The 23,496-nt window shown below is 45.4% G+C and carries 23 protein-coding genes and 2 other annotated features; all 23 genes read left to right on the forward strand.

Going from position 1 to position 23,496, the window contains the following annotated elements; translation table 11 throughout:
• Nucleotides 1–7 precede the first annotated feature (7 nt).
• The 23 genes from radA (at nucleotide 8) to NYE38_RS00695 (ending at nucleotide 23,481) form a co-directional block, all read left to right on the forward strand.
• A complete protein-coding gene (gene radA, locus NYE38_RS00585; protein ID WP_014416742.1) occupies nucleotides 8–1,387 on the forward strand; it encodes a DNA repair protein RadA in 1,380 nt (459 codons plus the stop codon).
• A 3-nt stretch (nucleotides 1,388–1,390) separates the two neighbouring features.
• The gene (disA, locus tag NYE38_RS00590; RefSeq protein WP_003156401.1) at nucleotides 1,391–2,473 is read left to right on the forward strand and encodes a DNA integrity scanning diadenylate cyclase DisA; all 1,083 of its coding nucleotides are present in this window, start codon (nucleotides 1,391–1,393) and stop codon (nucleotides 2,471–2,473) included.
• Nucleotides 2,474–2,586: 113 nt separating this feature from the next.
• Nucleotides 2,587–3,687 (forward strand): PIN/TRAM domain-containing protein, encoded by a 1,101-nt coding sequence (locus NYE38_RS00595; RefSeq protein WP_003156403.1) that lies wholly within the window; start codon nucleotides 2,587–2,589, stop codon nucleotides 3,685–3,687.
• Nucleotides 3,688–3,699: 12 nt separating this feature from the next.
• Nucleotides 3,700–4,398, forward strand: a complete 699-nt coding sequence (gene ispD / locus NYE38_RS00600; protein ID WP_017419469.1) for a 2-C-methyl-D-erythritol 4-phosphate cytidylyltransferase — start codon at nucleotides 3,700–3,702, stop codon at nucleotides 4,396–4,398.
• A complete protein-coding gene (gene ispF / locus NYE38_RS00605; RefSeq protein ID WP_003156407.1) occupies nucleotides 4,391–4,867 on the forward strand; it encodes a 2-C-methyl-D-erythritol 2,4-cyclodiphosphate synthase in 477 nt (158 codons plus the stop codon). Before ispD ends, ispF begins: the two co-directional genes overlap by 8 nt.
• A gap of 91 nt (nucleotides 4,868–4,958) precedes the next feature.
• Nucleotides 4,959–6,410: a glutamate--tRNA ligase gene (gltX, locus tag NYE38_RS00610; RefSeq protein ID WP_015388783.1), complete on the forward strand. Its 1,452-nt coding sequence runs from the start codon at nucleotides 4,959–4,961 to the stop codon at nucleotides 6,408–6,410.
• A gap of 2 nt (nucleotides 6,411–6,412) precedes the next feature.
• Nucleotides 6,413–6,646 (forward strand) — a binding site (T-box leader).
• A gap of 74 nt (nucleotides 6,647–6,720) precedes the next feature.
• Nucleotides 6,721–7,374, forward strand: a complete 654-nt coding sequence (cysE, locus tag NYE38_RS00615; protein WP_014416745.1) for a serine O-acetyltransferase — start codon at nucleotides 6,721–6,723, stop codon at nucleotides 7,372–7,374.
• Complete coding sequence (cysS, locus tag NYE38_RS00620; RefSeq protein WP_007615229.1) at nucleotides 7,371–8,771, forward strand: cysteine--tRNA ligase; 1,401 nt, start codon at nucleotides 7,371–7,373, stop codon at nucleotides 8,769–8,771. Before cysE ends, cysS begins: the two co-directional genes overlap by 4 nt.
• Nucleotides 8,772–8,775: 4 nt before the next feature.
• Nucleotides 8,776–9,207 (forward strand): Mini-ribonuclease 3, encoded by a 432-nt coding sequence (locus NYE38_RS00625; protein ID WP_003156412.1) that lies wholly within the window; start codon nucleotides 8,776–8,778, stop codon nucleotides 9,205–9,207.
• Nucleotides 9,191–9,940 carry a 23S rRNA (guanosine(2251)-2'-O)-methyltransferase RlmB gene (gene rlmB, locus NYE38_RS00630; protein ID WP_003156413.1) on the forward strand — a complete coding sequence of 250 codons (750 nt, stop codon included), beginning with the start codon at nucleotides 9,191–9,193 and terminating at the stop codon, nucleotides 9,938–9,940. The genes NYE38_RS00625 and rlmB overlap by 17 nt, the downstream gene beginning before the upstream one ends.
• 6 nt (nucleotides 9,941–9,946) lie before the next feature.
• On the forward strand, nucleotides 9,947–10,459 hold the full coding sequence (rae1, locus tag NYE38_RS00635) for a ribosome-dependent mRNA decay endonuclease Rae1/YacP (RefSeq protein ID WP_003156414.1): 513 nt from the start codon (nucleotides 9,947–9,949) through the stop codon (nucleotides 10,457–10,459).
• Between the two features lie 62 nt (nucleotides 10,460–10,521).
• Nucleotides 10,522–11,178 (forward strand): RNA polymerase sporulation sigma factor SigH, encoded by a 657-nt coding sequence (sigH, locus tag NYE38_RS00640; RefSeq protein WP_003156415.1) that lies wholly within the window; start codon nucleotides 10,522–10,524, stop codon nucleotides 11,176–11,178.
• 85 nt (nucleotides 11,179–11,263) lie between these two features.
• Entirely contained in the window at nucleotides 11,264–11,413 is a 150-nt protein-coding gene (gene rpmG / locus NYE38_RS00645; RefSeq protein ID WP_003156421.1) for a 50S ribosomal protein L33, read from the forward strand.
• A 32-nt stretch (nucleotides 11,414–11,445) separates the two neighbouring features.
• Nucleotides 11,446–11,625, forward strand: a complete 180-nt coding sequence (secE, locus tag NYE38_RS00650; protein WP_003156422.1) for a preprotein translocase subunit SecE — start codon at nucleotides 11,446–11,448, stop codon at nucleotides 11,623–11,625.
• A 167-nt stretch (nucleotides 11,626–11,792) separates the two neighbouring features.
• Nucleotides 11,793–12,326 carry a transcription termination/antitermination protein NusG gene (gene nusG / locus NYE38_RS00655; RefSeq protein ID WP_003156423.1) on the forward strand — a complete coding sequence of 178 codons (534 nt, stop codon included), beginning with the start codon at nucleotides 11,793–11,795 and terminating at the stop codon, nucleotides 12,324–12,326.
• A 167-nt stretch (nucleotides 12,327–12,493) separates the two neighbouring features.
• Nucleotides 12,494–12,919, forward strand: a complete 426-nt coding sequence (rplK, locus tag NYE38_RS00660; RefSeq protein ID WP_003156430.1) for a 50S ribosomal protein L11 — start codon at nucleotides 12,494–12,496, stop codon at nucleotides 12,917–12,919.
• A gap of 94 nt (nucleotides 12,920–13,013) precedes the next feature.
• Entirely contained in the window at nucleotides 13,014–13,712 is a 699-nt protein-coding gene (gene rplA, locus NYE38_RS00665; RefSeq protein WP_045514073.1) for a 50S ribosomal protein L1, read from the forward strand.
• 48 nt (nucleotides 13,713–13,760) lie between these two features.
• Nucleotides 13,761–13,903: a sequence feature (ribosomal protein L10 leader region), on the forward strand.
• Between the two features lie 63 nt (nucleotides 13,904–13,966).
• Nucleotides 13,967–14,467, forward strand: a complete 501-nt coding sequence (rplJ, locus tag NYE38_RS00670) for a 50S ribosomal protein L10 (RefSeq protein WP_014416746.1) — start codon at nucleotides 13,967–13,969, stop codon at nucleotides 14,465–14,467.
• Between the two features lie 41 nt (nucleotides 14,468–14,508).
• Nucleotides 14,509–14,880 carry a 50S ribosomal protein L7/L12 gene (gene rplL / locus NYE38_RS00675; protein ID WP_003156436.1) on the forward strand — a complete coding sequence of 124 codons (372 nt, stop codon included), beginning with the start codon at nucleotides 14,509–14,511 and terminating at the stop codon, nucleotides 14,878–14,880.
• A 91-nt stretch (nucleotides 14,881–14,971) separates the two neighbouring features.
• Nucleotides 14,972–15,577 carry a class I SAM-dependent methyltransferase gene (locus NYE38_RS00680; protein WP_017419471.1) on the forward strand — a complete coding sequence of 202 codons (606 nt, stop codon included), beginning with the start codon at nucleotides 14,972–14,974 and terminating at the stop codon, nucleotides 15,575–15,577.
• A 243-nt stretch (nucleotides 15,578–15,820) separates the two neighbouring features.
• The gene (gene rpoB, locus NYE38_RS00685) at nucleotides 15,821–19,402 is read left to right on the forward strand and encodes a DNA-directed RNA polymerase subunit beta (protein WP_003156440.1); all 3,582 of its coding nucleotides are present in this window, start codon (nucleotides 15,821–15,823) and stop codon (nucleotides 19,400–19,402) included.
• Between the two features lie 62 nt (nucleotides 19,403–19,464).
• Nucleotides 19,465–23,064 carry a DNA-directed RNA polymerase subunit beta' gene (gene rpoC / locus NYE38_RS00690; protein WP_007410398.1) on the forward strand — a complete coding sequence of 1,200 codons (3,600 nt, stop codon included), beginning with the start codon at nucleotides 19,465–19,467 and terminating at the stop codon, nucleotides 23,062–23,064.
• Between the two features lie 168 nt (nucleotides 23,065–23,232).
• The gene (locus NYE38_RS00695; RefSeq protein ID WP_003156443.1) at nucleotides 23,233–23,481 is read left to right on the forward strand and encodes a 50S ribosomal protein L7ae-like protein; all 249 of its coding nucleotides are present in this window, start codon (nucleotides 23,233–23,235) and stop codon (nucleotides 23,479–23,481) included.
• The last annotated feature ends 15 nt before the right edge of the window (nucleotides 23,482–23,496 follow it).

The following is a 23,496-nucleotide window of genomic DNA, read 5'->3' on the forward strand; positions in this document are numbered from 1 at the left end:
AACATATATGGCTAAATCAAAAACAAAATTCATCTGCCACTCATGCGGTTATGAATCCGCAAAATGGATGGGAAAGTGCCCGGGCTGCGGGGCTTGGAATACAATGGTGGAAGAAACCATAAAAAAAGCGCCGGCGAATCGGCGGGCGGCTTTCTCCCACTCCGTTCAAACCGTCCAGAAACCATCACCCATTACATCAATTGAAACATCGGAAGAACCCCGCGTTCACACAAAGCTCGAAGAATTCAACAGAGTGCTTGGCGGCGGCGTTGTGAAGGGCTCGTTAGTATTAATCGGCGGCGATCCCGGGATCGGAAAATCAACGCTCCTTCTCCAAGTATCCGCACAATTAGCAGATACGGCCGGCAGCGTGCTTTACATTTCAGGGGAAGAATCCGTGAAGCAAACGAAGCTGCGTGCCGACAGACTTGGAATCAACAGCCAAATGTTACATGTTTTATCTGAAACCGATATGGAGTATATTTCGTCTGCTATACAAGAGATGAAACCCGCATTTGTTGTCGTAGACTCCATTCAGACCGTGTACCAAAGTGATATCACCTCAGCTCCCGGCAGTGTATCACAAGTAAGAGAGTGTACGGCCGAATTGATGAAAATCGCGAAAACAAACGGCATACCTATTTTTATCGTCGGACACGTCACAAAAGAAGGATCGATCGCAGGGCCGAGATTGCTTGAGCACATGGTCGATACCGTTCTATACTTTGAAGGAGAGCGGCACCATACATTCCGTATTTTGCGGGCCGTAAAAAACCGTTTCGGCTCCACAAATGAAATGGGCATCTTTGAAATGCGGGAAGAGGGGCTTACGGAGGTGCTGAACCCTTCTGAAATATTCTTGGAAGAGCGTTCTGCCGGGGCATCGGGTTCGAGTATCGTTGCGTCAATGGAAGGAACGAGACCGATCCTGGTTGAAATTCAGGCGCTCATATCACCGACCAGTTTTGGAAACCCGCGCCGCATGGCTACAGGCATTGACCACAACAGGGTGTCGTTAATTATGGCTGTGCTTGAGAAGCGGGTGGGTCTTTTGCTTCAAAATCAAGATGCGTATTTAAAGGTCGCCGGCGGGGTCAAACTGGATGAACCGGCGATTGATTTGGCAGTAGCCGTCAGCATTGCCTCAAGCTTCAGAGATACACCGCCGAATCCCGCAGATTGCTTTATCGGTGAAGTGGGTCTGACAGGAGAAGTCCGCAGGGTGTCAAGAATCGAACAGCGCGTAAAAGAAGCGGCGAAACTCGGCTTCAAGCGCATGATCATACCTGAGGCGAATGCAGACGGGTGGACAATACCAAAAGGGATTGAGGTTGTCGGAGTAGCAAATGTTGCTGAAGCGCTTCGTACTTCATTAGGAGGATCATAATAGATGGAAAAAGAGAAAAAAGGGGCGAAACAAGAGCTTGACCTGTCTGCAATTCTGCAGTTCGTTGCACCGGGCACCCCGCTCAGAGCCGGGATAGAGAATGTACTTCGGGCAAATACAGGCGGCCTGATTGTTGTCGGATACAATGATAAGGTAAAGCAAGTCGTGGATGGCGGTTTTCATATTAATACATCATTTGCGCCCGCTCACTTATACGAGCTGGCCAAAATGGACGGTGCCATTATTTTAAGTGATTCCGGCCAGAAAATTCTTTATGCGAATACGCAGCTTATGCCGGAGGCGACCATTTCTTCTTCAGAAACGGGAATGAGGCACCGTACGGCGGAACGGGTGGCGAAGCAGACCGGCTGTCTCGTCATCGCCATTTCTGAGCGCAGAAATGTCATTACGTTATATCAGGACAGCATGAAGTACACACTAAAGGACATAGGTTTTATTTTAACAAAGGCAAATCAGGCCATTCAAACGCTCGAGAAGTATAAAACCATTTTAGACAAAACGATTACGGCTTTAAACGCATTAGAGTTTGAGGAGCTTGTGACATTCAGTGACGTGCTGTCCGTCATGCATCGGTATGAAATGGTGCTTCGAATAAAAAATGAAATCAATATGTATATTAAAGAACTCGGAACGGAAGGACACTTAATCCGCCTGCAGGTGATTGAACTGATTACGGACATGGAAGAAGAGGCGGCACTTTTCATCAAAGACTATGTCAAAGAAAAAATCAAAGATCCGTTCGTGCTGTTAAAAGAGCTTCAGGATATGTCCAGCTATGATCTGCTTGATGATTCCATTCTGTTTAAGCTGCTTGGATATCCGGCTTCTACGAATCTTGATGATTATGTGCTCCCGAGAGGATACAGGCTGCTGAACAAAATTCCGCGTCTGCCGATGCCGATTGTTGAAAATGTGGTTGAGGCGTTCGGATTTTTGCCAAGCATAACGGAAGCCACTGTGGAAGAGCTTGATGATGTCGAGGGTATCGGAGAAGTGCGCGCCCAAAAAATCAAAAAAGGCTTAAAACGCCTTCAGGAAAAACACTATATAGATAGACAGCTTTAAGAATCGCTTAAACCTGTCGGAATCCGGGTATATTATTGTTAGTTTTTGTTTATTCTGAATTTGTAGGCTCTGACAGTCTGCTGAAAAAATGCTACTTAAAAGGAGGTGGAGGTATGTTAAAACGAATAGTTCAGGCGTTCTTCATTATTGTGGGCGGCGTTGTCGGTATCTTTTTAATACCTGAATTGTTTGTGCTGTCAAATATACAGGACATACCTTTAATAACAAACGCATATACGTCTGCTGCAATTGGTGCTATTATCTTTTTTCTCATCAGTATATGGACGACAGAATATGTGATTAATTGGGTAAAATGGATTGAAGATTCTTTGCTGAGAGCTCCGGTGCCGGATCTGTTATTCGGGAGTCTCGGATTGGTTTTTGGACTTATCATCGCATATCTCATTGTAAACGTGATTCCGCTGGACAATATTCCGTACCGTATATTCAGCACCATCATTCCGGTCTTTCTGGCTTTCTTTCTCGGTTACCTGGGCTTCCAAGTCGGATTTAAGAAAAAGGATGAACTGATCAGTCTTTTCTCCATTTCTGCAAGAATGCAGAAGAAAAAGGGAAGTGCTGATGAGGAGCAGGAGGAACAGGATAAAAGGCTGAAAATCTTGGATACAAGTGTTATTATTGATGGGAGAATTGCAGATATTTGTCAGACGGGCTTTTTAGAAGGTGTCATTGTCATTCCTCAATTTGTGCTGGAGGAATTACAGCATATCGCTGATTCTTCAGATGTTTTAAAACGTAACAGAGGACGCCGCGGACTGGATATCTTGAATCGCATTCAAAAGGAACTGGATATTACGGTTGAAATTTATGAAGGCGACTTCGAAGACATTCAGGAGGTTGACAGCAAGCTTGTCAAACTTGCGAAGCTGACATCCGGCGTCGTTGTGACGAATGATTTTAATTTAAATAAAGTATGTGAGCTTCAGAAGGTTGCGGTACTGAATATTAATGACCTTGCAAACGCGGTGAAGCCGGTTGTGCTTCCGGGCGAAGAGATGAATGTGCAGGTGATTAAGGACGGGAAAGAGCATAATCAAGGTGTGGCTTACTTGGATGACGGGACGATGATTGTTGTGGAAGAAGGCCGCAATTATATAGGGAAACATATTGATGTGCTCGTAACCAGCGTACTGCAGACAGCGGCGGGACGAATGATTTTTGCCAAGCCCAAGCTGCTTGAGAAAGCTCTTTAAGAGGGAGTTAATATGGAGTATGTTGTCGTTATTCCGGCTGCCGGACAAGGAAAACGGATGAAGGCCGGGAAAAATAAGCTGTTCATCAGCTTAAAAGGTGCGCCTGTTATTATACACACACTGCGGGTTTTTGAAAGCCACGCACCCTGTCAGAAAATAATTCTGGTGATAAACGAGAGTGAACGGGAAGATTTTCGCCAGCTGCTGGCCCAATTTCCGATTCAGACGGAAATTGAGCTTGTTACCGGAGGTGCGGAGCGTCAGCACAGTGTATACGAAGGACTGAAAGTGATTGATAAGGAATCGGTCGTCCTTGTTCATGACGGAGCGCGCCCGTTTGTCACACATCAGCATATCGATAAGCTCGTTGAAACAGCAGAGGAGGCGGGAGCGGCTGTCCTGGCTGTTCCTGTGAAAGACACGATAAAACGGGCGGAAGGCTCCCGGGTTGCGGAGACTTTTGATCGTTCAAGCTTGTGGGCCGTTCAAACGCCGCAAGCTTTTCGTCTTTCTTTATTGAAGACGGCGCATATGGAAGCGGAAAACAAAGGCTTCTTAGGTACGGATGACGCCAGCCTCGTCGAGCGTCTTGATGGGTATCAGGTGAGTATCGTTGAAGGCAGCTATACCAATATTAAGCTGACAACGCCGGATGACCTGATATCCGCGGAAGCAATCATGAAAGCGGAAAGTGGGAATCATAATGTTTAGAATCGGACAAGGATTTGATGTGCATCAATTAACGGAAGGCCGTCCTCTCATCATCGGCGGAATTGAAATTCCTTATGAAAAAGGGCTGCTCGGACATTCAGATGCTGATGTATTGCTGCATACAGTCGCAGACGCGTGTCTCGGAGCGGCAGGTGAAGGAGATATCGGCAAGCATTTCCCGGATACTGATCCGGAATTCAAAGATGCGGACTCTTTTAAGCTGCTTCAGCATGTCTGGAACATTGTAAAAGAAAAAGGGTACGTACTCGGAAATATAGACTGCACGATTATTGCGCAAAAGCCGAAAATGGCGCCGCATATTGATGCTATGAGAAAACGGATAGCGGAAGGCCTTGAGGCGGACGTTTCTCAAGTAAACGTAAAAGCGACGACGACAGAAAAGCTCGGGTTTACCGGAAGAGCCGAAGGAATTGCCGCTCAGGCAACCGTTCTGATCCAAAAAGCCTGATCATTGTTTTGATGCCCGGTCTATTTGGTGGTAGAATAGATACATATATTCGGCTAGAGGCTACAGACGAGATGAAAGGAAGTATTTGAACATGGGAAATGAAGTACGCGTTCGTTATGCACCGAGTCCGACCGGACATTTGCATATCGGTAACGCCAGAACAGCGCTTTTTAACTATTTATTTGCCCGCAGCCAAGGCGGAAAGTTTATTATCCGGATTGAGGATACGGACAAAAAGCGAAATATTGAAGGCGGAGAGCAAAGCCAGCTCAACTATTTGAAATGGCTCGGCATGGACTGGGATGAAAGTGTGGATGTTGGCGGAGAATACGGCCCGTACCGCCAGTCTGAGCGTAACGACATTTACAAGGAGTACTATGAAGAGCTTCTTGAAAAAGGGCTAGCTTATAAATGTTTCTGTACGGAAGAAGAACTTGAGAAAGAACGTGAAGAGCAAATCGCCCGCGGGGAAATGCCGCGCTATTCCGGCAAACACAGAAACCTGACTCAGGAAGAGCAGGAGCAGTTTTTAGCCGAAGGCAGACAGCCGAGCATCCGTTTCCGCGTGCCGGAAGGGAAAATCATCGCATTTAACGATATCGTAAAAGGCGAGATTTCTTTTGAATCAGACGGCATCGGCGACTTTGTCATCGTCAAAAAAGACGGAACACCGACGTATAACTTTGCTGTCGCGATTGACGATTACTTAATGAAAATGACGCACGTGCTCCGCGGTGAGGATCACATTTCAAATACACCGAAACAGATCATGATTTTCCAGGCATTCGGCTGGGATATTCCTGTCTTCGGACATATGACGCTTATCGTAAACGAAAGCCGCAAAAAATTAAGTAAACGTGATGAATCAATTATCCAGTTTATTGAGCAGTATGATGAGCTGGGTTACCTGCCTGAAGCGCTGTTTAACTTTATCGGACTTCTCGGCTGGTCTCCCGTCGGTGAAGAAGAGCTTTTCACAAGAGAACAATTCATTGAAATTTTTGATGTAAATCGTTTGTCTAAGTCACCGGCTCTGTTTGATATGCATAAACTGAAATGGGTCAACAACCAATACGTCAAAGCGCTGGATCTTGATCAAGTGGTTGAGCTGACTCTGCCGCACCTGCAAAAAGCAGGAAAAGTCGGCACTGAGCTTTCTGCCGAGGAGCAGGAATGGGTTCGTAAATTAATCTCTCTTTACCATGAGCAATTGAGCTACGGCGCTGAAATTGTCGAGCTGACTGATTTGTTCTTTAAAGATGAGATCGAGTATAATCAAGAGGCAAAAGCCGTTCTGGAAGAAGAACAGGTGCCTGAAGTGCTCAGCGTATTTGCTGCGAAGCTTGAAGAGCTTGAAGAATTTACGCCTGAGCTGATCAAAGCCTCAATCAAAGCTGTTCAGAAAGAAACAGGCCATAAAGGCAAAAAGCTGTTCATGCCGATTCGTGTAGCGGTTACCGGTCAGACACACGGTCCGGAGCTTCCGCAGGCCATTGAGCTGATCGGCAGAGAAACAGCCGTCAGACGCCTGAAAAGCATTTAAATATACGATTGTTGACAGGGAAGAGTATAAAACAATGACCATTACAGAAAGAATCTTCGTCGGCTGAGAGAGATTCATGCGTCATGTTTTAGAAGTGCGCCCTTAAGACCTTTGAAGAACATTTCTGCGGAAATCAGTATTTAAAGGCGGCCGCCGCCGTTACCGGCTTTTAAGTTGGGAAAACAGTGACTTGTTTTTCAAACAGAGTGGAACCGCGCGGTAAAAGCGTCTCTGTCATGTTTACATGCAGAGGCGCTTTTTTTATAGGCGGAAAAACAGACTGGAGCGGGGAGAGAATGGGGGGAAGCATGTGTTTTTTAAAATGCTAAAAGAAGACATAGATACAGTGTTCGATCAAGATCCGGCAGCAAGAAGCTATTTCGAAGTTGTTTTAACTTATTCTGGTTTACATGCTATATGGGCGCATCGGATTGCACATGCTTTATATAAACGGAGATTTTTCTTCCTGGCGCGCCTGATATCACAGATTGCCCGTTTCTTTACCGGAATTGAAATCCATCCCGGCGCGACCATCGGGAGAAGGTTTTTCATTGATCACGGTATGGGGGTCGTCATAGGGGAAACATGTGAAATCGGCAATAACGTGACGGTATTCCAAGGTGTCACTCTTGGTGGGACGGGAAAAGAAAAGGGAAAGCGGCATCCGACCATAAAAGATGATGCTTTAATTGCAACCGGAGCGAAGGTGCTCGGCTCTATTACGGTCGGGCAGGGTTCTAAAGTAGGGGCCGGCTCCGTTGTGCTTCGTGATGTTCCCGACTTTTCGACCGTTGTCGGCATACCGGGGAAAGTCGTCATTCGGAACGGAAGAAAAATCAAACGCGATCTCAATCACCAAGACTTGCCCGATCCGGTTGCTGACCGGTTTAGAGCATTGGAGCAGCAGATTTTTGAACTGCAGGCTGAACTGGAAGATAAAAAAGAAAGGATCAACCAAAAATGACCATTACACTTTATAATACATTGACACGGAAAAAAGAAACATTCGTTCCTCTTGAGGAAGGCAAAGTAAAAATGTACGTGTGCGGACCGACTGTATACAACTATATTCATATCGGAAACGCCCGTCCGGCGATTGTGTATGATACCGTACGCAACTATTTGGAGTATAAAGGATACGATGTTCAATACGTATCGAATTTCACCGATGTTGACGACAAACTGATTAAGGCGGCCAACGAGCTCGGCGAGGACGTCCCGGCCGTTTCTGAGCGGTTCATTAAAGCGTATTTTGAAGACGTGGGCGCCCTCGGATGCCGGAAAGCGGATCTTCATCCCCGGGTCATGGAAAACATGGACGCCATTATTGAATTTGTCAGCGAGCTGATTAAAAAAGGCTACGCTTATGAATCAGAAGGCGACGTCTATTTCAAAACAAGGGCCTTCGAAGGCTACGGCAAGCTATCTCAGCAATCAATTGATGAACTCAGATCAGGCGCGCGTATCCGTGTCGGCGAGAAGAAAGAGGATGCGCTGGACTTTGCTCTTTGGAAAGCTGCTAAGGACGGAGAAATTTCATGGGATAGCCCTTGGGGAAAAGGCCGCCCGGGCTGGCATATTGAATGCTCCGCAATGGTGAAAAAGTATTTGGGTGACGAAATCGATATTCATGCCGGCGGTCAGGACCTGACATTCCCGCACCATGAAAACGAAATCGCCCAATCTGAAGCATTAACAGGCAAGACATTCGCAAAATACTGGCTTCACAACGGATATATCAATATCGATAATGAGAAAATGTCAAAATCTCTCGGCAACTTTGTTTTGGTGCACGATATCATTAAGCAATATGACCCGCAGCTTTTGAGATTTTTCATGCTGTCCGTTCATTACCGCCACCCGATCAACTATTCGGAAGAGCTGCTTGAGAAAACAAAAAACGCGTTTAACCGCCTGAAGACGGCCTACAGTAATTTAAACCATCGTTTGATTAGCAGCACGAATCTGACTGACAATGATGAGGAATGGCTCGCTAAAATTGAAGAGCACCGCACTGCGTTTGAAGAAGCAATGGATGATGATTTTAATACGGCGAATGCGATTTCCGTTTGGTTTGATCTGGCGAAGCTCGCCAATTACTACATGCAGGAAGACAATACGGCGGATCACGTCATTAAAGCCTTTATCAGCATGTTTGACAGAATCGGATCTGTTCTCGGACTTACGCTCGGCGAAGAAGAGCTTGTCGACGAAGAGATTGAAGAGTTGATTGAGAAGAGAAATGAAGCCCGCCGCAATCGCGATTTTGCTTTGTCAGACCAGATTCGCGATCAGCTGAAAAGCATGAATATCATTCTTGAAGATACGGCCCAGGGAACTCGCTGGAAGCGGGGAGAGTAAGCGGATGCTTCAATTTGAACAAATCAAAGATTCAAAGCAGTTAAACGGTCTTGCGCTTGCTTATATGGGTGATGCCATTTTTGAAATATACGTCCGGCATCACCTGCTTAAGCAGGGCTTTACGAAACCGAATGACCTTCATAAGAAGGCGAGCCGGATTGTATCGGCAAAATCACAGGCAGACATATTGTTCCGCCTTCAGGACGAATCCTTTTTCACGGAGGAAGAGGAAGCCGTGCTGAGAAGAGGCAGAAACGCGAAATCAGGGACGACGCCTAAAAACACAGATGTACAGACGTACCGCCATAGTACAGCTTTTGAGGCTTTACTCGGATACCTTTTTCTTGAGAAAAGAGAAGAAAGACTGAATCAGCTGATTGCTGAGGCTATACAAGTCGGGACGTCAGGGAGGAAAACAAATGAGTCAGCAACATGATTACGTCATAGGAAAAAACGCTGTGATTGAGACGTTAAAGTCAGATCGCAAGCTGTATAAGTTATGGATGGCGGAAAACACAGTAAAAGGACAGGCGCAGCAAGTTATGGAGCTTGCTAAAAAGCGCGGCGTCACCATTCAATTTGTACCGAGGAAAAAACTCGATCAGATGGTTGAGGGGCAGCATCAGGGTGTTGTCGCCCAGGTGGCGGCATATGAATATGCACAATTAGACGAATTATATAAAAGAGCGGAAGAGAGAAACGAACAGCCTTTCTTTCTCATATTGGACGAGCTGGAAGACCCTCATAATCTCGGTTCCATCATGAGAACGGCTGACGCTGTCGGTGCACACGGCATCGTGATTCCGAAACGCAGAGCGGTCGGACTGACTTCGACGGTCGCAAAAGCTTCGACCGGTGCGATTGAACACATTCCCGTCGTGAAGGTGACCAACCTTGCCCGGACACTTGATGAAATGAAGGAGCGGGGGATTTGGGTCGTCGGAACGGATGCATCCGCCCGGGAAGACTACCGCTCTATGGACGGCAAGATGCCTTTGGCGCTCGTTATCGGAAGCGAAGGCAGAGGAATGGGGCGGCTTGTGAAAGAGAAATGTGATTTTCTCATTAAGCTTCCGATGGCGGGAAAAGTCACGTCTCTGAATGCGTCGGTAGCGGCCGGCCTTCTCATGTATGAAGTCTACCGGAAGCGCAATCCTTTAGGGGAATGAAGACAGATGGACATCCTGTTAGTAGACGGATACAACATGATTGGAGCTTGGCCGCAGCTAAAGGATTTAAAAGCGAACAGTTTTGAAGAAGCGAGAGATGTACTGATCCAGAAGATGGCGGAATATCAGTCCTACACGGGAATCAGAGTCATTGTGGTGTTTGACGCACACCTGGTAAAAGGCATAGAGAAAAAACAAACGAATCACAGAGTCGAAGTGATTTTCACACGGGAGAATGAGACGGCGGATGAGCGGATCGAGAAGCTTGCCCAGGCGCTGAACAATATTGCGACACAGATTCATGTCGCAACTTCCGATTATACGGAGCAGTGGGCGATTTTCGGACAAGGGGCTCTCCGTAAATCCGCCCGGGAGCTCCTGAGGGAAGTGGACACGATAGAACGCCGGATTCAAAGGCGGGTTTCAAAGATCACTTCTGAAAAACCACCGGGTAAAATCGAGCTGTCCGAAGAGGTTTTGAAAACGTTTGAAAAGTGGCGCCGAGGCGGTCTGGATTAGGTTGACGCTTTTTCGCCCATTAATGTATAATATTTCTATCTACGTGCGCCGGGGGGATCGCAGTGAATCTACAGAACAGCAAGGGAAAGTTCAACAAAGTGCAATTTTGCCAGTTGGAGGACGAGCAGGTCATTGAAAAGGTTCATGTTGGGGATAGTGATGCGTTAGATTACTTGATTACGAAGTACCGTAATTTTGTACGGGCGAAAGCAAGGTCTTATTTTTTAATAGGGGCCGACAGAGAAGATATTGTACAGGAAGGGATGATAGGCTTATATAAGTCTATCCGAGACTTTAGAGAGGACAAGCTCACTTCATTTAAAGCTTTTGCAGAATTATGCATTACCCGCCAGATTATTACCGCAATAAAGACAGCTACCCGTCAGAAACACATTCCTTTAAATTCCTATGTTTCTTTAGACAAACCTATTTTTGATGAAGAATCTGACAGAACACTGCTTGATGTCATTTCAGGCGCTAAAACGTTAAATCCTGAAGAGATGATTATTAATCAGGAAGAATTTGATGATATCGAAATGAAAATGGGAGAACTGCTGAGCGATCTGGAGAGAAAGGTGCTTGTTCTGTACTTGGACGGAAGAAGTTACCAAGAGATTTCAGATGACTTAAACCGACACGTAAAATCAATCGATAATGCCCTGCAGCGCGTGAAGCGCAAGCTTGAAAAGTATTTAGAAATAAGAGAGATCAGCCTGTAGCAGGTTTCTGTGTCATATTGACAGAATTTTTCTGACTGTGCTATTTTATTAAGATAAATGAATGTTTAGGAAAAGGTGTAACGACATGAGAAAAAAGATTACGCTGGCATGCAAAACATGCGGAAATCGTAATTATACGACAATGAAAAGCTCTGCATCAGCGGCTGAGCGGTTAGAAGTTAAGAAGTACTGCAGCACTTGCAATTCACATACAGCTCATTTAGAAACAAAATAGTGTTCGCTTTTTAAATTGTGGAGGTCTTTTACATGCGCATGATGAGTTTCTTTAAAGATGTTGGGAAAGAAATGAAAAAGGTTAGCTGGCCTAAAGGCAAAGAGTTAACGCGCTATACGATCACGGTGATTTCAACGGTTATCTTTTTTGTTATCTTTTTTGCCCTCCTTGATACAGGAATTTCTCAATTAATTCGTTTAATAGTTGAATAATGATCAGCAATACGTGCTATAATAGATCATAATATCGTTTGCCAAAACCCGTTCAGCGGGTTTTTTATTGTGTTGTTGAAAAAAGGATTCATAGGCCCTGAGCCTATTTTTTGTTTTACACTTCATTTTTAAATGCGGGGAGGGAAGGACTGCAGAGTCCTGATAGAATGGAAAAGAATTGGTATGTTGTTCATACGTATTCCGGTTATGAAAACAAAGTAAAAGCGAACCTTGAAAAACGTGTGGAATCAATGGGAATGCAGGATAAAATTTTCCGCGTTGTCGTCCCTGAAGAAGAAGAGACTGATATTAAGAACGGCAAGAAAAAAGTAGTCAAAAAGAAAGTGTTCCCGGGTTATGTGCTTGTTGAAATCGTCATGACTGATGATTCCTGGTATGTGGTCCGCAACACGCCGGGCGTTACCGGATTCGTCGGATCAGCCGGTTCAGGCTCAAAGCCGACTCCGCTTCTTCCTGGCGAAGCGGAAACCATCTTAAAACGCATGGGCATGGATGAGCGGAAAACCGACATTGATTTTGAATTGAATGAGACAGTCAAAGTCATAGACGGACCTTTCGCCAACTTTACAGGATCAATTGAAGAGATTGATTATGATAAGAGCAAAGTGAAAGTATTCGTTAACATGTTCGGCCGTGAAACGCCGGTTGAACTGGAATTTACCCAGATCGACAAATTGTAATGTGAAAAAACTTGAAATTGCTATATATTAATGATAATATAGCAAAGGTACGTCTTGGACTAATCCAAGGCAGCTAGCTTGATATTTCGTCATTCATATAAAGAATGAAACCTTGAGTGGGAGGGTTTACCCTATTACCACATCACGGACTTAAGGAGGTGTGTCTCGTGGCTAAAAAAGTAGTAAAAGTTGTAAAATTGCAAATTCCTGCTGGAAAAGCTAACCCAGCGCCGCCAGTTGGACCTGCACTAGGTCAAGCCGGTGTAAATATCATGGGATTCTGTAAGGAGTTTAACGCTCGTACAGCTGACCAAGCTGGTTTAATCATTCCTGTTGAAATTTCGGTTTACGAAGACCGTTCATTTACATTTATTACAAAAACTCCGCCTGCTGCAGTATTGCTTAAAAAAGCAGCTGGAATTGAGTCTGGTTCTGGTGAACCAAACCGTAATAAAGTGGCAACCGTTAAGCGCGATAAGGTTCGCGAAATCGCTGAAACGAAAATGCCTGACTTAAACGCAGCAGACGTTGAAGCGGCAATGCGCATGGTTGAAGGTACTGCCCGCAGTATGGGTATCGTTATCGAGGATTAATTTGTTTCTTGTCGGGTTGCGAGTTTTCACAAGTTCGCAACCCTTATTCGTGGGAGGTTATTCCGCTATAACCACATAAGGAGGAAATTTTAAAATGGCTAAAAAAGGTAAAAAGTACGTTGAAGCTGCGAAGCTTGTAGACCGTGCGAAAGCTTACGACGTCGCTGAAGCAGTGGCGCTTACTAAAAAAACAAACACAGCTAAATTCGACGCTACAGTTGAAGTTGCTTTTCGTTTAGGGGTTGACCCTCGTAAAAACGATCAGCAAATCCGCGGTGCAGTTGTACTTCCTAACGGAACTGGTAAAACTCAGCGCGTGCTTGTATTCGCTAAAGGCGAAAAAGCAAAAGAAGCTGAAGCTGCCGGTGCAGACTACGTTGGCGATTCTGATTACATCACGAAAATCCAGCAAGGCTGGTTCGAATTCGATGTAATCGTTGCGACTCCTGACATGATGGGTGAAGTCGGTAAAATCGGCCGTGTGCTTGGACCAAAAGGTCTTATGCCAAACCCTAAAACAGGAACTGTTACATTCGAAGTAGAAAAAGCAATCGGCGAAATCAAAGCTGGTAAAGTAGAATACCGCGTTGACAAAGCTGGTAACATCCATGTTCCGATCGGAAAAGTTTCTTTCGAGGATGAAAAACTTGTTGAGAACTTCACAACAATGTATGATACAATCCTGAAAGCAAAACCGGCTGCGGCTAAAGGTGTTTACGTGAAAAACGTTGCCGTTACTTCTACTATGGGCCCTGGTGTCAAAGTAGACGCTTCTACTTTCAACGTAAAATAATATTTGACTTTAGATCAGCATTCTGATATGATTCAAAATGTTGTAAAATATAATATGTCATTTATACCGTAGACAGCAGGGGCCGTTGAGGCTTAATATCCTGCCGAGGTGTATATATATCACAGCTATTACGTTACGTATGCTTGTATATACAGCCTCCATGTCCACATGGAGGCTTTTTATATGAAATCGTCGTCACAGTCGTGATCACCTAGCGGTATAAGTGTTACACAAAATCTACAGGAGGTGTAACCATGAGCAGCGCAATTGATACAAAAAAAGTTGTTGTTGAAGAGATTGCTTCTAAACTGAAAGAAAGCAAATCAACGATCATCGTTGACTACCGCGGACTTAACGTTTCTGAAGTAACTGAACTCCGTAAACAGCTTCGCGAAGCTAACGTAGAGTTCAAAGTGTACAAAAACACAATGACTCGCCGTGCGGTTGAACAAGCTGAACTTGATGGTTTGAATGATGTCTTAACTGGACCGAATGCGATCGCATTCAGTACTGAAGATGTTGTCGCTCCGGCAAAAGTTCTTAACGAGTTCGCGAAGAATCACGAAGCTCTGGAAATCAAAGCGGGCGTTATCGAAGGAAAAGTATCTTCTGTTGAAGAAGTGAAAGCTCTTGCTGAACTTCCTTCACGCGATGGCTTACTTTCTATGTTGCTTAGCGTACTTCAAGCTCCAGTTCGCAACCTTGCACTTGCAGCTAAAGCAGTTGCAGAACAAAAGGAAGAACAAGGCGCTTAATCTGATTTTACCCTAAAATAAAACAAATGGAGGAATTTCAAATGGCTTTAAATATCGAAGAAATCATTGCTTCCGTTAAAGAAGCAACTGTACTTGAATTGAACGACCTAGTAAAAGCAATCGAAGAAGAATTTGGCGTAACTGCTGCTGCTCCTGTAGCTGTAGCTGGCGGAGCTGCTGCTGGCGGCGCTGCTGAAGAGCAAAGCGAATTCGACCTTATCCTTGCTGGTGCAGGTTCTCAGAAAATCAAAGTTATCAAAGTTGTTCGTGAAATCACTGGTCTTGGCTTGAAAGAAGCTAAAGAACTTGTTGACAACACTCCAAAACCACTTAAAGAAGGTATTGCGAAAGAAGAAGCTGAAGAGCTTAAAGCTAAACTTGAAGAAGTTGGCGCTTCTGTAGAAGTTAAGTAATCTTCACTTGCCTGTAGGGGAAGCTCGCTTTTATGAGGCGGGCTTTTTCTTTGCTTTTCTTTAAGTGCCATTATAAAAGGAGGTTCTAATAATGAGTGAACACTATTATTCAGAAAAACCTTCAGTTAAAAGCGATAAACAGACATGGTCATTTACACTGCGGAACAGATCTTATACATTCACAAGTGACAGCGGCGTTTTCTCGAAAAAGGAAGTTGATTTCGGTTCGCGTGTCTTAATTGAAGCGTTTGAAGAGCCGGAGATCGATGGTGACTTCCTGGATGCAGGCTGCGGTTACGGCCCGATCGGTCTGTCACTCGCCGGTGCATTTACAGACCGGACCGTGCACATGATTGACGTGAATGAAAGAGCCGTAGAGCTGTCAAATGAAAATGCAGAAAAAAACGGAATAAAAAACGTTCGGATTTATCAGAGTGATTTATTTTCAAATATTGATTCTGCTCAAACATTTGCTTCTATTATTACAAACCCCCCAATCCGCGCCGGAAAAAAAGTTGTCCATGCCATTTTTGAAAAAAGCGCTGAGCATTTAAGGGCTTCAGGTGAATTGTGGATCGTTATACAGAAAAAGCAAGGCGCGCCTTCTGCCATTGAAAAGCTCGAGGAACTGTTCGATGAAGTTTCCGTCGTTCAAAAAAAGAAAGGCTATTATATCATAAAAGCAAAAAAAGTTTGACTCGGTATTTTAACTATGTTAATATTGTAAAATGCCAATGTATATATTTTGCTTGATATGATGAATTGTCAATATCTATGTATAAATTATACAAGTATGGAAATGCTAATAAAATCGGTATTTGTTTTTGGATGTGGTTTTCTTAATTAGAAACCCTTTTTTCTTTTGTCTTGTAAAAGTATTTCTTTATCGTAAGAGATGCTTATTACACATATAATACGCATGATTTGAGGGGTGAATCAGTTGACAGGTCAACTAGTTCAGTATGGACGACACCGCCAGCGCAGAAGCTATGCTCGCATTAGCGAAGTGTTAGAATTACCAAATCTCATTGAAATTCAAACCTCTTCTTATCAGTGGTTTCTTGATGAGGGTCTTAGAGAGATGTTTCAAGACATATCACCAATTGAGGATTTCACTGGTAACCTCTCTCTTGAGTTCATTGACTACAGTTTAGGAGATCCTAAGTATCCCGTTGAAGAGTCAAAAGAACGTGATGTGACTTACTCAGCTCCGCTGAGAGTGAAGGTTCGTTTAATTAACAAAGAAACTGGAGAGGTAAAAGACCAGGATGTCTTCATGGGTGATTTCCCTATTATGACAGATACCGGTACTTTTATCATCAACGGTGCAGAACGTGTTATCGTATCTCAGCTTGTTCGGTCTCCAAGTGTATATTTCAGTGGTAAAGTAGACAAAAACGGTAAAAAAGGTTTTACCGCGACTGTCATTCCAAACCGTGGCGCATGGTTAGAATACGAAACTGATGCGAAAGATGTTGTGTATGTCCGCATTGATCGCACACGTAAGTTGCCGGTTACGGTTCTTTTGCGTGCTCTCGGCTTCGGTTCCGACCAAGAGATTCTCGATCTCATTGGTGAGAACGAATATCTCCGCAATACACTGGATAAGGACAACACTGAAAACAGTGACAAAGCGCTTCTTGAAATCTATGAGCGCCTTCGTCCCGGAGAGCCGCCTACAGTAGAAAACGCAAAAAGCTTGCTGGATTCCCGTTTCTTCGATCCGAAGCGATACGACCTTGCGAATGTAGGACGCTATAAAATTAATAAAAAGCTTCATATCAAGAACCGCCTGTTTAACCAGCGACTTGCAGAAACACTGGTGGATCCGGAAACCGGTGAAATTCTCGCTGAAAAAGGGCAGATTCTTGACAGAAGAACACTTGATAAAGTACTGCCATACTTAGAAAATGGAATCGGCTTCAGAAAACTTTATCCTAACGGCGGCGTCGTCGAGGATGAAGTGATGCTTCAATCCATTAAAATCTATGCTCCTACCGATGCAGAAGGAGAGCAGACGATCAATGTGATCGGCAATGCTTACATCGAAGAGGCGATTAAAAACATTACGCCTGCTGATATTATTTCTTCTATCAGCTACTTCTTCAACCTCCTGCACGGAGTGGGCGACACTGATGATATCGACCATCTCGGAAACCGCCGTCTGCGTTCTGTAGGTGAGCTCCTGCAAAACCAATTCCGTATCGGTTTAAGCCGGATGGAACGTGTCGTACGTGAAAGAATGTCTATTCAAGACACAAATACAATCACGCCGCAGCAGCTGATTAACATCAGACCTGTTATTGCGTCTATTAAAGAGTTCTTCGGAAGCTCACAGCTTTCTCAATTCATGGATCAGACGAACCCGCTTGCTGAATTGACGCACAAACGCCGTCTGTCAGCTCTCGGACCGGGCGGTTTGACACGTGAGCGCGCAGGTATGGAAGTACGTGACGTTCACTACTCTCACTATGGCCGTATGTGTCCGATTGAAACGCCTGAGGGCCCGAACATCGGTTTGATCAACTCATTGTCATCATTTGCGAAAGTAAACCGCTTTGGTTTCATTGAGACGCCATACCGCCGCGTTGATCCTGAAACAGGAAAAGTAACGCCTAGAATCGACTACCTGACTGCTGATGAAGAGGATAACTATGTCGTAGCCCAAGCGAATGCTAAGCTGAGCGATGACGGTTCTTTCTTGGATGACAGCATCGTAGCGCGTTTCAGAGGGGAAAACACCGTTGTAGCCCGCAACCGCGTGGATTACATGGACGTATCTCCTAAACAGGTTGTTTCTGCTGCGACAGCATGTATTCCGTTCTTGGAAAACGATGACTCGAACCGCGCCCTCATGGGAGCGAACATGCAGCGTCAGGCTGTGCCTTTGATGCAGCCGGAAGCTCCGATCGTCGGAACGGGTATGGAATATGTATCCGGTAAAGACTCCGGTGCAGCCGTTATTTGTAAACACCCTGGTATCGTTGAACGGGTGGAAGCGAAAAACGTATGGGTGCGCCGCTATGAAGAAATTGACGGCCAAAAAGTAAAAGGCAACCTGGATAAGTACAGCTTGCTGAAATTTGTCCGCTCCAACCAAGGTACGTGCTACAACCAGCGTCCGATCGTCAGTGTCGGCGATGAAGTAGTCAAAGGAGAAATCCTTGCTGACGGACCTTCAATGGAGCTTGGTGAACTTGCTCTCGGCCGCAACGTAATGGTCGGCTTCATGACATGGGATGGTTACAACTATGAGGATGCCATCATCATGAGTGAACGCCTTGTGAAAGATGATGTATACACATCTATTCACATTGAAGAATATGAATCAGAAGCACGTGATACAAAGCTTGGGCCGGAAGAGATCACCCGCGATATTCCAAACGTAGGGGAAGACGCGCTCCGCAATCTTGATGACCGCGGAATTATCCGTATCGGTGCGGAAGTCAACGACGGAGACCTTCTCGTAGGTAAAGTAACGCCTAAAGGTGTAACTGAGCTTACGGCTGAAGAACGCCTTCTGCATGCGATCTTTGGAGAAAAAGCGCGTGAAGTCCGTGATACTTCTCTCCGTGTGCCTCACGGCGGCGGCGGAATTATCCACGACGTAAAAGTCTTCAACCGTGAAGACGGCGACGAACTTCCTCCGGGAGTGAACCAGCTTGTACGCGTATATATCGTTCAGAAACGTAAGATTTCTGAAGGGGATAAAATGGCCGGACGTCACGGAAACAAAGGGGTTATCTCGAAGATTCTTCCTGAAGAAGATATGCCTTACCTTCCTGACGGCACGCCGATCGATATCATGCTTAACCCGCTGGGTGTACCATCACGTATGAATATCGGTCAGGTATTAGAACTTCACATGGGTATGGCTGCCCGCTACCTCGGCATTCACATCGCGTCACCTGTATTTGACGGCGCGCGTGAAGAAGATGTGTGGGAAACACTTGAAGAAGCAGGCATGTCAAGAGACGCTAAAACAGTTCTTTATGACGGCCGTACGGGAGAACCGTTCGACAACCGTGTATCAGTCGGAATCATGTACATGATCAAACTGGCGCACATGGTTGATGATAAACTTCATGCCCGTTCTACAGGTCCTTACTCACTTGTTACGCAGCAGCCTCTCGGCGGTAAAGCCCAATTCGGCGGACAGCGTTTCGGTGAGATGGAGGTTTGGGCGCTTGAAGCTTACGGCGCAGCTTACACGCTTCAAGAAATCCTGACTGTGAAGTCCGATGACGTGGTCGGACGTGTGAAAACATATGAAGCCATCGTCAAAGGCGACAATGTTCCAGAGCCTGGTGTTCCGGAATCATTCAAAGTATTGATCAAAGAGCTTCAAAGCTTAGGTATGGACGTAAAAATCCTTTCAGGCGATGAAGAAGAAATAGAAATGAGAGATCTAGAAGACGAGGAAGATGCGAAACAGGCTGACGGCCTTGCATTATCAGGTGATGAAGCGCCGGAAGAAACAGCATCTCCAGACGTTGAACGTGACGCAGTAACGAAAGAATAGTCTCTGATTGATAAAGGCAAGTGACATCGGTTAATCCGAAGATAAAAAGGGAGGTAGGCCCCTTGCTAGATGTGAACAATTTTGAGTATATGAACATCGGTCTTGCTTCACCGGATAAAATCCGTTCATGGTCTTTTGGTGAAGTGAAAAAGCCTGAAACGATAAACTATCGTACATTGAAACCTGAAAAGGACGGCCTGTTCTGCGAACGCATTTTCGGACCGACTAAGGACTGGGAATGTCATTGCGGCAAGTACAAGCGGGTTCGTTATAAAGGCGTAGTTTGTGACCGTTGCGGAGTTGAAGTAACGCGGGCTAAAGTCCGTCGTGAGAGAATGGGGCATATTGAACTGGCTGCCCCGGTTTCTCACATTTGGTATTTCAAAGGTATTCCGAGCCGTATGGGTCTTGTATTGGATATGTCACCGCGTGCGCTGGAAGAAGTTATTTACTTTGCTTCTTACGTCGTAACTGACCCGGCCAATACACCGCTCGAAAAGAAACAGCTTTTATCTGAAAAGGAATACCGTGCGTATCTGGATAAGTACGGAAACAAATTCCAAGCCTCTATGGGTGCGGAAGCCATTAATAAACTTCTGCAGGACATCGACCTTGTCAAAGAAGTTGATATGTTAAAAGAAGAGCTGAAGACTTCTCAAGGACAGCGCCGTACACGTGCGATCAAACGCCTTGAAGTGCTTGAAGCCTTCCGTAATTCAGGAAACAAGCCGTCTTGGATGATCCTCGACGTGCTTCCGGTTATTCCGCCTGAATTAAGACCGATGGTTCAGCTTGACGGCGGACGTTTCGCAACGTCTGACCTGAACGACCTTTACCGTCGTGTCATCAACCGTAATAACCGTTTAAAACGTCTGTTAGACCTCGGCGCGCCAAGCATCATCGTTCAGAACGAAAAACGTATGCTTCAGGAAGCAGTCGATGCTCTGATTGACAACGGACGCCGCGGCCGTCCGGTTACCGGACCGGGTAACCGTCCGCTTAAATCTCTTTCTCACATGCTGAAAGGGAAACAAGGGCGTTTCCGTCAGAACCTTCTCGGTAAACGTGTAGACTACTCAGGACGTTCCGTTATCGTCGTAGGTCCGCATCTGAAAATGTATCAGTGCGGTTTGCCGAAGGAAATGGCGCTTGAGCTCTTCAAGCCTTTCGTCATGAAAGAGCTTGTTGAAAAAGGCCTTGCTCACAATATCAAGAGCGCAAAACGCAAAATCGAACGCGTGCAGCCTGAAGTATGGGATGTACTTGAATCTGTCATTAAGGAGCATCCGGTCTTACTGAACCGTGCCCCTACTCTTCACAGATTAGGTATCCAGGCTTTCGAACCGACGCTTGTTGAAGGACGCGCCATCCGTCTTCACCCGTTAGTATGTACAGCTTATAACGCTGACTTTGACGGTGACCAAATGGCGGTTCACGTACCTTTATCAGCTGAGGCTCAAGCTGAAGCACGTATTCTGATGCTTGCAGCCCAAAACATCTTGAACCCTAAAGATGGTAAACCGGTTGTTACGCCGTCTCAGGATATGGTATTAGGAAACTACTACCTGACGCTTGAGCGCGCCGGAGCAGTCGGCGAGGGTATGGTCTTCAAGAATACAGACGAAGCGCTTCTTGCTTATCAAAACGGTTATGTTCACCTTCATACGAGAGTAGCTGTTGCAGCGAACTCCCTTAAGAATGTGACATTTACTGAAGAACAGCGTTCAAAATTGTTAATTACAACTGTCGGTAAGCTCGTCTTCAATGAAATTCTTCCGGAATCATTCCCTTACATGAATGAACCAACGAAGAGCAACATTGAAGAGAAGACACCTGACCGTTTCTTCTTAGATAAAGGTGCTGACGTAAAAGCTGTGATTGCTGAGCAGCCGATCAACGCACCGTTTAAAAAAGGTATTCTCGGTAAAATCATCGCGGAAATCTTTAAACGATTCCATATCACGGAAACGTCTAAAATGCTTGACCGCATGAAAAACCTCGGTTTCAGATATTCAACGAAAGCCGGCATCACAGTAGGGGTTTCTGATATCGTCGTTCTCGATGACAAACAGGAAATCCTTGAAGAAGCACAAAGCAAAGTTGATAATGTCCTGAAACAGTTCAGACGCGGTTTAATCACCGAAGAAGAACGTTATGAAAGAGTCATTTCAATTTGGAGTTCAGCGAAAGATGTTATCCAAGGCAAACTGATGAAATCATTAGACGAAGTCAACCCGATCTACATGATGAGTGACTCAGGAGCCCGTGGTAACGCATCTAACTTTACACAGCTTGCGGGTATGCGCGGTCTGATGGCCAACCCGGCTGGACGAATCATTGAATTGCCGATTAAATCAAGTTTCCGTGAAGGTCTGACAGTATTGGAGTACTTTATCTCCACTCACGGTGCGCGTAAAGGTCTTGCCGATACCGCCCTGAAAACAGCTGACTCAGGTTACCTTACACGCCGTCTTGTTGATGTTGCGCAGGATGTTATCATTCGTGAAACAGATTGCGGAACAGACCGCGGTATTCTTGCAAAACCGCTCAAAGAAGGCACGGAAATCATCGAGCGTCTGGAAGAGCGTCTGATCGGACGTTTCGCCAGAAAACAGATCAAACATCCTGAAACGGGTGCTGTGCTCATTAACGAAAATGAATTGATCGATGAAGATAAAGCGCTGGAAATCGTTGAAGCCGGAATCGAAGAAGTGTGGATCCGTTCCGCGTTCACATGTAACACTCCTCATGGTGTATGTAAACGATGCTACGGACGTAACCTTGCAACCGGAACTGATGTTGAAGTCGGCGAAGCAGTAGGTATTATCGCTGCTCAATCTATCGGTGAGCCTGGAACACAGTTAACGATGCGTACGTTCCACACAGGCGGGGTTGCCGGAGACGATATCACACAAGGTCTTCCGCGTATCCAAGAGCTTTTCGAAGCGCGTAATCCGAAAGGTCAAGCGACGATTTCTGAAATTGACGGTACAATTGCCGAAATCAATGAAGTACGCGACAAACAGCAGGAGATTGTTGTTCAGGGCGCTGTTGAGACCCGTTCATACACGGCACCTTACAACTCACGCCTGAAAGTGGCTGAGGGTGATCAGATTACCCGCGGTCAAGTGCTGACAGAAGGTTCAATCGATCCGAAAGAACTTCTTAAAGTCACTGACCTGACAACGGTTCAGGAATATCTTCTGCATGAGGTTCAGAAGGTTTACCGTATGCAGGGTGTTGAAATCGGCGATAAACACGTAGAAGTAATGGTTCGCCAGATGCTTCGCAAAGTCCGTGTGATCGATGCCGGAGATACTGATGTTCTCCCTGGCACATTGCTTGATATTCACCAATTCACAGAAGCGAACAAAAAAGTGCTGCTTGAAGGCAATCGACCTGCTACAGGACGTCCTGTCCTTCTCGGTATCACGAAAGCTTCACTCGAGACGGATTCATTCTTGTCTGCCGCATCATTCCAAGAAACAACACGCGTTCTTACTGATGCTGCGATTAAAGGCAAGCGCGATGAACTTCTCGGCCTGAAAGAGAATGTTATCATCGGTAAACTGGTTCCGGCCGGTACCGGTATGATGAATTACAGAAAAGTAAAACCTGTTTCAAACGTTCAGCCTTCGGAAGATATGGTTCCGGCTGAATAACAGAAACTGCTGCAGGAAAGGCTGTTTCGACAGCTTTTCCTCAGTATTACAATTATTCTGGCGGGGGACTGCACTAAAAAATGTCATACGTTGTTGACATCCGTCCCGCAGAGTGATAATATAACCAAGGTGCTCGAAATAAAACCTGTTACTTTGGAGGATATGTTTATGTCTTATGATAAAGTATCACAGGCCAAATCAATTATTATTGGTACGAAGCAAACAGTGAAAGCTCTAAAACGAGGTTCAGTGAAGGAAGTCGTCGTGGCAAAAGACGCGGATTCAGTTCTTACGGCTGGCGTTATCCAGCTTGCAAAGAACCAAAATACCGCTGTCTGTATGGTGGATTCCATGAAAAAGCTCGGCAAAGCCTGCGGAATTGAAGTGGGAGCAGCAGCTGTTGCCATTATGTTATAGCGTACTTTTTGTTTT

The organism is Bacillus sp. EU63, from assembly GCF_038592915.1.
Classification (GTDB): domain Bacteria; phylum Bacillota; class Bacilli; order Bacillales; family Bacillaceae; genus Bacillus; species Bacillus velezensis.

Coding starts and splice junctions, on each gene's coding strand:
- radA (WP_014416742.1), top strand. CDS start 8: ATGGCTAAATCAAAAACAAAATTCATCTGCCACTCATGCGGTTATGAA.
- disA (WP_003156401.1), top strand. CDS start 1,391: ATGGAAAAAGAGAAAAAAGGGGCGAAACAAGAGCTTGACCTGTCTGCA.
- NYE38_RS00595 (WP_003156403.1), top strand. CDS start 2,587: ATGTTAAAACGAATAGTTCAGGCGTTCTTCATTATTGTGGGCGGCGTT.
- ispD (WP_017419469.1), top strand. CDS start 3,700: ATGGAGTATGTTGTCGTTATTCCGGCTGCCGGACAAGGAAAACGGATG.
- ispF (WP_003156407.1), top strand. CDS start 4,391: ATGTTTAGAATCGGACAAGGATTTGATGTGCATCAATTAACGGAAGGC.
- gltX (WP_015388783.1), top strand. CDS start 4,959: ATGGGAAATGAAGTACGCGTTCGTTATGCACCGAGTCCGACCGGACAT.
- cysS (WP_007615229.1), top strand. CDS start 7,371: ATGACCATTACACTTTATAATACATTGACACGGAAAAAAGAAACATTC.
- NYE38_RS00625 (WP_003156412.1), top strand. CDS start 8,776: ATGCTTCAATTTGAACAAATCAAAGATTCAAAGCAGTTAAACGGTCTT.
- rlmB (WP_003156413.1), top strand. CDS start 9,191: ATGAGTCAGCAACATGATTACGTCATAGGAAAAAACGCTGTGATTGAG.
- rae1 (WP_003156414.1), top strand. CDS start 9,947: ATGGACATCCTGTTAGTAGACGGATACAACATGATTGGAGCTTGGCCG.
- rpmG (WP_003156421.1), top strand. CDS start 11,264: ATGAGAAAAAAGATTACGCTGGCATGCAAAACATGCGGAAATCGTAAT.
- secE (WP_003156422.1), top strand. CDS start 11,446: ATGCGCATGATGAGTTTCTTTAAAGATGTTGGGAAAGAAATGAAAAAG.
- nusG (WP_003156423.1), top strand. CDS start 11,793: ATGGAAAAGAATTGGTATGTTGTTCATACGTATTCCGGTTATGAAAAC.
- rplA (WP_045514073.1), top strand. CDS start 13,014: ATGGCTAAAAAAGGTAAAAAGTACGTTGAAGCTGCGAAGCTTGTAGAC.
- rplJ (WP_014416746.1), top strand. CDS start 13,967: ATGAGCAGCGCAATTGATACAAAAAAAGTTGTTGTTGAAGAGATTGCT.
- rplL (WP_003156436.1), top strand. CDS start 14,509: ATGGCTTTAAATATCGAAGAAATCATTGCTTCCGTTAAAGAAGCAACT.
- NYE38_RS00680 (WP_017419471.1), top strand. CDS start 14,972: ATGAGTGAACACTATTATTCAGAAAAACCTTCAGTTAAAAGCGATAAA.
- NYE38_RS00695 (WP_003156443.1), top strand. CDS start 23,233: ATGTCTTATGATAAAGTATCACAGGCCAAATCAATTATTATTGGTACG.